This is a genomic window from Streptomyces sp. BR123, from assembly GCF_013401435.1.
GTDB lineage: Bacteria > Actinomycetota > Actinomycetes > Streptomycetales > Streptomycetaceae > Streptomyces.
Genome location: NZ_JACBGN010000257.1, coordinates 1 through 9,940, shown reverse-complemented (window position 1 = coordinate 9,940; position 9,940 = coordinate 1). Strand labels below are relative to the sequence as shown.

Sequence of the window (9,940 nt, the reverse complement as noted above, 5' to 3'; positions counted from 1 at the left end):
CCACGGCCCCCATCCGCCCGCCGTCCTCCTCCCCGAGGAGGACCCCACTCCGCCTCCGGCCCTGGGCCCGCGGCCCGATCCCGCAGGTCAGCGCCGCGAGTACGGTGACCCCATGGACAACGGACCGCGCAGCGGGCTCGCCGCCGTGAGCACCGCACTGCTCGCCATGAGCCGCCGACTGGAGGTGCGCGACGTCCTGCGCACGATCGTCGTCTCCGCCCGCGAACTGCTCGACGCCCGCTACGCGGCCCTCGGCGTCCCGGACGACCACGGCGGCTTCGCCCAGTTCGTCGTCGACGGCATCAGCGAGGACCAGTGGCGCCGCATCGGCCCGCTGCCCCGCCAGCACGGCATCCTCGCCGCGATGCTCCACCGGGAGGGCGCCGAGCGGCTGGCCGACGTACGCAAGGACCCCCGCTTCGAGGGCTGGCCCGACGCCCACCCCGAGATGTCCGACTTCCTCGGCCACCCCGTCCGGGACGGCGAGGAGACCCTCGGCGCCCTCTTCCTCGCCGACAAGCGCGTCCCCGGCGGTTTCACCGACGAGGACGAGGAGCTCCTCGGCCTCCTCGCCCAGCACGCGGCGATCGCCCTCACCAACGCCCGGCTCTACGAGCGCAGCCGCGAGCTCACCATCTCCGAGGAGCGCTCCCGCCTCGCCCACGAGCTGCACGACGCCGTCAGCCAGAAGCTGTTCTCCCTGCGCCTGACCGCCCAGGCCGCCGCCGCCCTCGTCGACCGCGACCCGGGCCGCGCCAAGGAGGAGCTCCACGAGGTCGCCGCGCTCGCCGCCGAAGCCGCCGACGAGCTGCGCGCCGCCGTCACCGAGCTGCGCCCCGCCGGCCTCGACGAGGACGGGCTGGTCCCCACCCTCCGCGGCCAGGTACGCGTCCTCGACCGCGCCCACACCGCGCACGTCACCTTCGCCTGCGACGGCATACGCGCCCTGCCCTCCTCCCAGGAGGAAGCCCTGCTCCGGGTCGCCCAGGAGGCCCTCCACAACGCCCTGCGCCACGCGGATGCCGACCGCGTGGAGGTCGTCCTCGCCCGCCGCGGCCCGGGCGCCGTCCTCACCGTCGCGGACAACGGCCGCGGCTTCGACCCCCGGGCGGTCCGGGCCGCCGGCCGCCACCTGGGCCTGGTCTCCATGCGGGACCGGGCCGACGGCGTCGGCGGCCGCCTCACCGTGCACTCGGCGCCCGGCAAGGGCACCACGATCGAGATGGAGGTGCCCGGTGGCTGACCTGACCGGGCGGAGCCGTATCGGAGTACTGCTCGTCGACGACCACCAGGTGGTCCGGCGCGGCCTGCGCACGTTCCTCGAGGTCCAGGACGACATCGAGGTGGTCGGCGAGGCCGCCGACGGGGAGGAGGGGGTGGCCCGCGCCGAGGAGCTGCGGCCCGACGTGATCCTGATGGACGTCAAGATGCCGGGCACCGACGGCATCGAGGCCCTCCGCCGGCTGCGCGCCCTCGCGAACCCGGCCCGGGTCCTCGTCGTCACCAGCTTCACCGAGCAGCGGACGGTCGTCCCCGCCCTGCGCGCAGGCGCCACGGGATACGTCTACAAGGACGTCGACCCCGACGCCCTGGCCGGAGCCATCCGCTCCGTCCACGCCGGCCACGTCGTGCTCCAGCCCGAGGTGGCCGAAGCCCTCCTCTCCCAGGAGGAGCAGCCCGCCTCCGGCCGCGGCGGCTCGCTGACCGAGCGGGAGCAGGAGGTCCTCGCCCTCATCGCGGACGGCCGCTCGAACCGGGAGATCGCCCGCGCCCTCGTCCTGTCCGAGAAGACCGTCAAGACGCACGTCTCGAACATCCTGATGAAGCTGGACCTCGCGGACCGCACCCAGGCGGCCCTGTGGGCGGTCCGGCACGGCGCCACCGCCTGACGGCATCCGGCCCGGGGGCGGCGTCAGCTCCGTTACGGAATTCATACTGTCGGGTGGATGTCGCCCACATGGCGTATCCCCCGCGCCGGACGGACGTTCTCCATGGCGTGCTGCGGCGGACGGCCGCGGCAGATGCCCGGGAGGACGAGAACGTGAAGAACACCAAGAAGGCCACTGTCATCACCCTGATCGCGGGCGGCCTCCTTGCCGCGGGAGCCGGCGTCTCCTCGGCGCACGGCGGCGGCGCATCGGCCTGCGGCGAGGCCGCGGGCTCGCCCGGCGTGGCCTCCGGGAACCTGATCCAGGCCCCCGTACACGTCCCCGTGAACGTGGTCGGCAACACCGTAACCGTCGTCGGCCTGCTGAACGGCGCCTGGGGCAACACGGGCGTCAACCACTGACCCGCAGCCCCCGCCGCAGGCCCCGCCTCCCTCACTCTCCCCGGGAGGCGGGGCCGCACCACGTCCCGACCGCACCACGTCCCGGCCCGCCGGGCACCAGGCCGCCCGGCCGCCGGTCCGGGGCGCGCCCGGCCCGGCCCCGGCCCGCCAGGCCGCTGCCCGGCCCCGGGCCCGCCCGGCCTTCGCGGTCAGCCGCGCTCGCGCTCCTCCACCGCCGCGTTGTACGCCGCGACCAGCGCCCGCCGTGCCACCCGCTCCACCGGCCGCAGGGCCTCCGCCCGCGCCGCCATCTCCGAGGCCGCCACCGCACCCCCGTGCCCGCGCTCGTACGCAAGCGACACCAGCAGCGCCACCCGCTGGGCCAGCGCCAGTACCCGCACCGCCCGCGCCGGATACCCGGGGGCCAGCGCCTCCTGCCCGGCCTCCGCCCGCGCCCGGTACGCCGACAGGGCGGCCTCGGCCGCCGGCCCCGACGCCGCCACGTCCAGCCGCGTCAGCACGACCGTCGCCTCGCGCATCCCCTCGGCCAGCTCCCGCTCCGCCTCACCGAGCGACGGCACGTCCGCCGGTGGCGCCTCCCGCACCGGCAGGCAGTGCCACATCACCTCCACGTGCACGTCGCCGGGCGGCCCCGCCTCACTGACCTCCGGTACCAGACCCAGCGACGCCCCCACGGCGACGACCGCCTCCTCGGCCTCCAGCGCCCGCGCGTTGAACTCCGGCGGACCGCTCAGCCCCAGCGGATGCCCCGGCACCGGCAATGCCACGCGCAGCCCCGTCACCCCCAGCGCACGCAGCCGGCCCAGCGCCAGCGTGAGCCCCACCGGGCCGTCCTCGCCCGGCAGCCCCGCCACCCGGTGCACGGCGTCCTCGTCCACGATCGACATCGCGGCCTCGTCAGGCGAGACCAGACCGGCCAGCAGCGCGTTCCCCCAGGCGGCCAGCCGCCCTGAACGTGGTTCGAAAAGCATTCCCCCACTCTACGGATCAGCCCGGATCCGGCCCCGCCGCCGGGCTGGCGCCCGGAGCCCTCCCGGAGTGGCGTAGGTTTTCCCCTGGGGCTGCGCCGGCCGGTGCACTGACGAACAAGACTGCAAGGGGAGACAACGCGCTCATGAGCGATGTACTGGAGCTGGTGGACGTATCCGTGGTCCGCGAGGGCCGGGCTCTGGTGGACCAGGTCTCCTGGTCGGTCAAGGAAGGGGAGCGCTGGGTCATCCTCGGCCCCAACGGCGCCGGGAAGACGACCCTGCTCAACATCGCGTCCAGCTACCTCTTCCCCACCAGGGGCACCGCCACCATCCTCGGCAGCACCCTCGGCAAGGTCGACGTCTTCGAGCTGCGCCCCCGCATCGGCGTCGCCGGCATCGCGATGGCCGACAAGCTCCCCAAGAAGCAGACCGTCCTCCAGACCGTCCTCACCGCCGCGTACGGCATGACGGCGACCTGGCAGGAGGAGTACGAGGAGATCGACGAGCAGCGCGCCCGCGCCTTCCTCGACCGCCTCGGCATGACCGACTACCTCGACCGGAAGTTCGGCACCCTCTCCGAGGGCGAGCGCAAGCGCACCCTGATCGCCCGCGCCCTGATGACCGACCCCGAGCTCCTCCTCCTCGACGAGCCCGCCGCCGGCCTCGACCTCGGCGGCCGCGAGGACCTCGTACGCCGCCTCGGCCGCCTCGCGCGCGACCCCCTCGCCCCCTCCATGGCGATGGTCACGCACCACGTCGAGGAGATCGCCCCCGGCTTCACCCACGTCCTGATGATCCGCCAGGGCAAGGTCGTCACCGCCGGTCCCATCGACCTCGAACTCACCTCCCGCAACCTCTCCCTCTGCTTCGGCCTCCCCCTGGTCGTCGAGCGCCACGACAACGACCGCTGGACCGCCCAGGGCCTGCCCCTGCGTTAGGCGCACCCTGTCCCGACCGCGCCCGCCGGACCTACCATGACCATGTGAACATCGACGCATGGGTGTGGTGGCTCATAGGCGCGGTCGGACTGGGCATCCCCCTCGTCCTGACGGCCATGCCGGAGTTCGGCATGTTCGCCGTCGGCGCGCTCGCGGCCGCCGTCACGGCGGCCCTCGGCGGGGGAGCGGTCGCCCAGGTCCTCGTCTTCGTGATCGTGTCGGTCGCGCTCACCGCCGTCGTCCGCTCGATCGCCAACCACCACCGCGAGCGGCCCCAACACCGCACCGGCGTCGACGCGTTGAAGGGCAGAACGGCGCTCGTCGTCGAACGTGTCGACGGCAACGGAGGCCGGATCAAACTCGCCGGCGACGTGTGGTCGGCCCGCAGCCTCGACGCGGACAGCGTCTTCGAACCGGGCCAGCAGGTGGACGTCGTGGAGATCGACGGAGCCACCGCCGTCGTGATGTGAGCTTCTGAGCCAAGCAGCCGACCCGCAGCCCCGGGGTCTGCGAGACTCCGCTTCAACGGGGCAGCACAGACAGCCGGAAGGGTACGGGGAACCGCATGCAACCGATCATCATCGTCCTGATCATTCTGGTGGTTCTGGTCTTCATCGCACTGGTCAAGACGATCCAGGTGATCCCGCAGGCCAGCGCAGCCATCGTCGAACGATTCGGCCGCTACACGCGCACACTCAACGCGGGCCTCAACATCGTGGTCCCGTTCATCGACTCCATCCGCAACCGCATCGACCTCCGTGAGCAGGTCGTGCCCTTCCCGCCGCAGCCGGTCATCACCCAGGACAACCTGGTCGTCAACATCGACACCGTCATCTACTACCAGGTGACCGACGCCCGCGCCGCGACGTACGAAGTCGCCAGCTACATCCAGGCCATCGAGCAGCTGACCGTCACCACCCTGCGCAACATCATCGGCGGCATGGACCTGGAGCGGACACTGACCTCCCGCGAGGAGATCAACGCGGCCCTGCGCGGCGTCCTCGACGAGGCCACCGGCAAGTGGGGCATCCGCGTCAACCGCGTCGAACTCAAGGCCATCGACCCGCCGACCTCCATCCAGGACTCGATGGAGAAGCAGATGCGCGCCGACCGCGACAAGCGTGCCTCCATCCTCCAGGCCGAGGGTGTCCGCCAGTCCGAAATCCTCAAGGCCGAGGGCGAGAAGCAGTCCGCCATCCTCCGCGCCGAGGGTGAGGCCAAGGCCGCAGCCCTCAAGGCCGAGGGCGAGGCCCAGGCCATCCGGACGGTCTTCGAATCCATCCACGCCGGCGACGCCGACCAGAAGCTCCTCGCCTACCAGTACCTCCAGATGCTCCCCAAGCTCGCCGAAGGCGACGCCAACAAGCTCTGGATCGTGCCGAGCGAGATCGGCGACGCCCTCAAGGGCCTCTCCGGAGCCATGGGCAACTTCAGCCCTGTGAACGGCGGTACGGGCTTCAACCCGCTCAGCACCGCCAAGGGCGCCGGAAACGGCCCGACGGGCGGCCCGACCGACGGCTCCGCCAACGGCAGCCACGGACACAACGGGAACAACGGGACGGAACGCCGCGAGCAGCCCCCGATCGACTGACCCCTGCGGACCCGACGGCCCATCCCCTCCTGCATGATCAGTGAGGCCCCTCGACCTTCATGGCGGGGAGGCGTCTCACTCATGCAAAGGGGATGGCCCAGTCCATGTCCATGTCCATCTGGGAATCACTGGCCGTGTTCGCGGCCGGCATCGGCGCCGGCACCATCAACACCATCGTCGGCTCCGGCACCCTCATCACCTTCCCGGTGCTGCTCGCCACCGGACTCAGCCCGGTCACCGCCAACGTGTCCAACACCCTCGGCCTGGTGCCCGGCTCGCTCAGCGGAGCCTTCGGCTACCGCAAGGAACTCCGCGGCCAGCGCCGCCGCATCATCCGCCTCGGCGCCGTCTCGCTCATCGGCGGACTCGTCGGCGCCGTCCTGCTCCTCACCCTTCCCCCGGAGTCCTTCGACACGATCGTGCCCGTCCTCATCGGACTCGCGCTCGTCCTCGTCGTCCTCCAGCCCCGCCTCGCCGCGGCCCTGCGCCGCCGCCAGGAGGCCGCGGGTCGGGACGGCGGCCATCCCGACGGCGGGCCCGTCCTCCTCGGCGGGATGCTGGCGGCCAGCGCGTACGGCGGCTACTTCGGCGCCGCCCAAGGCGTGCTCTACATCGCCCTGATGGGGCTGCTGCTCCAGGACGACATGCAGCGCATCAACGCCGTCAAGAACGTCATCGCCGCCCTCGTCAACGGCATCGCCGCCGTCTTCTTCCTCTTCGTCGCGGACTTCGACTGGACGGCCGTGCTCCTCATCGCCGTCGGCTCGACCATAGGCGGCCAGATCGGCGCGAAGGTCGGCCGCCGTCTCCCGCCCACCGCGCTCCGCGCGGTGATCGTCGTGGTCGGCACCCTCGCCATCGTCCAACTGCTGCTGCGCTGACCCCGTCCCCGTACGAAGACGGCGGTGGTCCGCCCCTCACCCGAGGGGCGGACCACCGCCCGTTAGGCGCACCGAAGGGACGCGGGGAACCGCGCGATCAGCCACAGCCGGGCGGCAGGCGACCGCCGGCCCGACGCGGCACCCACCGCGGAGCGCCTAGGCCGAGCGCCCCAGCCACTCCGGCAGCGCCTCCTGCCCGCGCACGCCCAGAGCGAGCAGCATCGCGTCCGCAGGCGACGGCACGAACGGCTCGCGCAGCAGCGGCATGCCCGCCTGCTGCGGAGTTCGGTCCGCTTTGCGGTGGTTGTCCTCGGCGCAGGACGCGACCGTGTTCAGCCAGGTGTCCCCACCGCCCTGCGCCCGCGGCAGCACATGGTCCACGGTCGTGGCGCGCTTCCCGCAGTACGCGCACCGGTGCTGGTCCCGGACCAGCACCCCCCTGCGCGACCACGGCGCGTGTCTTCGGAACGGAACCCGGACATACCTGCACAACCTGATTACCCGCGGCATCGGCAGATCCATGGTGGCCGCGCGGACACGGAGTTCGGGGTGCGACTGTTCGACGACTGCCTTGTCCTGGAGCACCAGAACGACGGCCCGGTTCAACGTCACCGTCGACAGCGGCTCGAAGCTCGCGTTCAGCACCAGCGTGTCCCGCATTCTCGCCCACCTCCGTGTGCAGGCCCGCGACCACCCTGGCTGCAAGGGCCCGCAACCACTCTGGCCGCGGGCGCCACGCGGGACAACGCAATAAAAACTGCCCGGTCCTGGCCGCCTTCAGACCAGGACCGGGCTAACGGAAGGCGAACGGTCAGGTCCGGGGACCCTCGTACTCACCGATCAGCTGCGCCCGACCCAGCGCGTGGAAGCGCAGGTTGAAGCCGACCACGGCAGGGGTGGCGTCCTCGCCCGGGCCCAGCTTCTCCTGGTCCACCGCGTACACGGTGAACACGTACCGGTGCCGCTCACCGGCCGGCGGGGCCGCTCCGCCGAAGTCCTTCGTGCCGTAGTCGTTGCGCACGTGCACGGCTCCGGCCGGCAGCCCCTCGAACTTCCCGCTGCCCGCCCCCGCCGGCAGCTCGGTGACCGAGGCGGGCAGGTCGAACAGCACCCAGTGCCAGAAACCGCTGCCCGTGGGCGCGTCCGGGTCGAAGCACGTCACCGCGAAACTCTTCGTCCCCGCCGGGAAACCCTCCCACCGCAGGTGCGGCGAGACGTTCCCGCCCTGCAGGACCTGGGCGTCGCCCAGGTCGGCACCGGGCTCCAGATCGTCGCTCACCACCGAGAACGCGGGGACCGCGGGGTGGAAGGCGTGGGGAAGGGGCGCCCTGTTCTGCTCGGCCACTGCTGAACCTCCTGATCGGGAACGGGTGCCGGACGGACTGGCCCGGCACCCGGCCCGAGCCTAGAACCAGTTGCGCTGCGAACCCACGGAGGCGATCCACTCGTTGAGGTATGCCGCCCAGTCGGTCCCCTGGTACGACTGCAGGCCCACCTGGAAGCAGCGGTAGGTGTCGCTGCCCTCCGTGAACAGGCCCGACTTCTTGTCCATCTCCAGGACGACGTCCATCTCGCTGCCGTCCGAGACGAAGGTCAGCTCGACCTGGTTCAGGCCGCGGTACTGCGCCGGCGGCAGGAACTCGATCTCCTGGTAGAACGGCAGCGTCTGCCGGGTGCCGCGGATGTGGCCGCGCTCCATGTCCGCGCTGCGGAAGGTGAAGCCCAACCGGCGGAAGCCGTCCAGGATCGCCTGCTGCGCCGGAACCGGGTGGACGTTGATCGGGTCGAGGTCGCCGGCGTCCACCGCACGCGCGATCTCCAGCTCGGTGCTCACCCCGATGTTCATCCCGTGCAGGTGCTGACCCTCGAAGTGGGTGATCGGGGTCTCCGCCGGGATCTCCAGCCCGAACGGCACCACGTGCAGGGCGCCGGCCTGCACCTTGAATGCACCGCCGAGGCGCTGCTTGGTGAAGACGATGTCCTGCTTGTACTCCTGGTCGCCGCCCTCGACCTCGACCCGCGCCTGCAGACCCAGGGACAGGCCCTCGATCTGCTGCTCCACGGACCCGCCCTGGATACGGACCTCGCCCTGGACGATCCCGCCAGGCACGACGTTCGGCTCGGTGATGATCGTGTCCACCGAGGCACCACCGGCACCCAGTGCGGCGAACAGCTTCTTGAACCCCATGCTCTGACTCCCCTTGAAGGACTCGTTCGACTCACTCCTACCAACGCGGAACATTAGGTCCCGGTTGCAGGTGTGCCCGTTCCGCTACGCTCGACCGGATGAGCGCGCGCACCGACCGTACGCCCCTGCCCCGGTCCTTCTTCGACCGGCCGGTCCTCACGGTGGCACCGGACCTGCTCGGGCGCATTCTGGTCCGCCGTACTCCCGAGGGCCCCATGGAGCTGCGCATCACGGAGGTCGAGGCGTACGAGGGCGAGGCCGACCCCGGCTCCCACGCCCACCGCGGACGCACCGAGCGCAACGCATCGATGTTCGGCCCGCCCGGACACGCGTACGTCTACTTCATCTACGGCATGTGGTTCAGCCTCAACCTGGTCTGCGGTCCGCCGGGCCACGCGAGCGGGGTCCTGCTGCGCGCGGGGGAGATCACCGCGGGTGCCGATCTTGCCCGTAAACGTCGACTCTCAGCCAGAAATGACAAGGAACTGGCCAAAGGGCCGGCTCGGCTGGCGACGGCGCTGGAGGTGGACCGCTCCCTCGACGGCGCCGACCTCTGCGCCGGCCCGGGTTCCCCCCTCTCCTTGTTGGCGGGCACTCCCACCCCGCCCGACCTGGTGAGCAACGGTCCCCGCACCGGAGTCGGCGGCGCGGGAGCCATCCATCCGTACCGCTACTGGATCACGCAGGACCCGACGGTGAGCCCCTATCGAGCCCACGCCCCGCGCCGCCGCTCAACTTGACTCGCCCCTGGCGGCCGCCTAACGTAGCCCGAGCCGCTTGAACGGATCACTGTCATCGACAGTCTCCCGGAGCGGCCAAACCACCACCCACTGCACACCCCTGGCGGGGTCGATTTCGGCGTGCCCGAATTCGAAACCGACGGCTCGATTATGAGTTGCACAGGATGAGCGCTAAAGTGGTGGACGCCGAAAGGGAAAGCGCGAAAGCGAAGAACCGGAAAGCGAAGCGCGAAACACTCTGATAGAGTGGGAAACGCAAGAACGAAAGCCCGGAGGAAAGCCCGAGAGGGTGAGTACGAAGGAAGCGTCCGTTCCTTGAGAACTCAACAGCGTGCCAAAAA

The 9,940-nt window shown here is 71.4% G+C and carries 12 protein-coding genes; 8 read left to right on the top strand and 4 right to left on the bottom strand.

What is annotated here, in order from left to right:
* Positions 1-112 precede the first annotated feature (112 nt).
* The 3 genes from HYE82_RS28765 (at position 113) to HYE82_RS38535 (ending at position 2,290) form a co-directional block, all read left to right on the top strand.
* On the top strand, positions 113-1,243 hold the full coding sequence (locus HYE82_RS28765; protein WP_179177100.1) for a GAF domain-containing sensor histidine kinase: 1,131 nt from the start codon (positions 113-115) through the stop codon (positions 1,241-1,243).
* A complete protein-coding gene (locus tag HYE82_RS28760; protein WP_179177099.1) occupies positions 1,236-1,889 on the top strand; it encodes a response regulator transcription factor in 654 nt (217 codons plus the stop codon). The genes HYE82_RS28765 and HYE82_RS28760 overlap by 8 nt, the downstream gene beginning before the upstream one ends.
* A 152-nt stretch (positions 1,890-2,041) precedes the next feature.
* Positions 2,042-2,290, top strand: coding sequence for a chaplin (locus HYE82_RS38535; RefSeq protein WP_179177098.1), 249 nt, complete (start codon positions 2,042-2,044; stop codon positions 2,288-2,290).
* A 188-nt stretch (positions 2,291-2,478) separates the two neighbouring features.
* Here HYE82_RS38535 and HYE82_RS28750 read toward each other — a convergent pair whose 3' ends face one another.
* Positions 2,479-3,261 carry a hypothetical protein gene (locus tag HYE82_RS28750; RefSeq protein WP_179177097.1) on the bottom strand — a complete coding sequence of 261 codons (783 nt, stop codon included), beginning with the start codon at positions 3,259-3,261 and terminating at the stop codon, positions 2,479-2,481.
* 143 nt (positions 3,262-3,404) lie between these two features.
* On the opposite strand from HYE82_RS28750, the gene HYE82_RS28745 reads away from it, so the two are divergent.
* The 4 genes from HYE82_RS28745 (at position 3,405) to HYE82_RS28730 (ending at position 6,671) form a co-directional block, all read left to right on the top strand.
* Positions 3,405-4,199, top strand: a complete 795-nt coding sequence (locus tag HYE82_RS28745) for an ABC transporter ATP-binding protein (protein ID WP_179177096.1) — start codon at positions 3,405-3,407, stop codon at positions 4,197-4,199.
* Between the two features lie 44 nt (positions 4,200-4,243).
* Positions 4,244-4,669, top strand: a complete 426-nt coding sequence (locus HYE82_RS28740) for an NfeD family protein (protein WP_179177095.1) — start codon at positions 4,244-4,246, stop codon at positions 4,667-4,669.
* Positions 4,670-4,764: 95 nt separating this feature from the next.
* Complete coding sequence (locus HYE82_RS28735) at positions 4,765-5,790, top strand: SPFH domain-containing protein (RefSeq protein WP_179177094.1); 1,026 nt, start codon at positions 4,765-4,767, stop codon at positions 5,788-5,790.
* Between the two features lie 104 nt (positions 5,791-5,894).
* Entirely contained in the window at positions 5,895-6,671 is a 777-nt protein-coding gene (locus HYE82_RS28730; protein WP_179177093.1) for a sulfite exporter TauE/SafE family protein, read from the top strand.
* 156 nt (positions 6,672-6,827) lie between these two features.
* On the opposite strand, the gene HYE82_RS28725 is transcribed toward HYE82_RS28730, so the two are convergent.
* From HYE82_RS28725 to HYE82_RS28715, 3 genes are all read right to left on the bottom strand, one after another.
* Positions 6,828-7,331, bottom strand: a complete 504-nt coding sequence (locus HYE82_RS28725; RefSeq protein ID WP_179177092.1) for an HNH endonuclease — start codon at positions 7,329-7,331, stop codon at positions 6,828-6,830.
* 151 nt (positions 7,332-7,482) lie between these two features.
* Positions 7,483-8,016 carry a YbhB/YbcL family Raf kinase inhibitor-like protein gene (locus tag HYE82_RS28720; RefSeq protein WP_179177091.1) on the bottom strand — a complete coding sequence of 178 codons (534 nt, stop codon included), beginning with the start codon at positions 8,014-8,016 and terminating at the stop codon, positions 7,483-7,485.
* Positions 8,017-8,076: 60 nt separating this feature from the next.
* A complete protein-coding gene (locus HYE82_RS28715) occupies positions 8,077-8,859 on the bottom strand; it encodes a sporulation protein (RefSeq protein ID WP_179177090.1) in 783 nt (260 codons plus the stop codon).
* 98 nt (positions 8,860-8,957) lie between these two features.
* On the opposite strand from HYE82_RS28715, the gene HYE82_RS28710 reads away from it, so the two are divergent.
* Positions 8,958-9,599, top strand: coding sequence for a DNA-3-methyladenine glycosylase (locus HYE82_RS28710; protein ID WP_179177089.1), 642 nt, complete (start codon positions 8,958-8,960; stop codon positions 9,597-9,599).
* Positions 9,600-9,940: the final 341 nt, after the last annotated feature.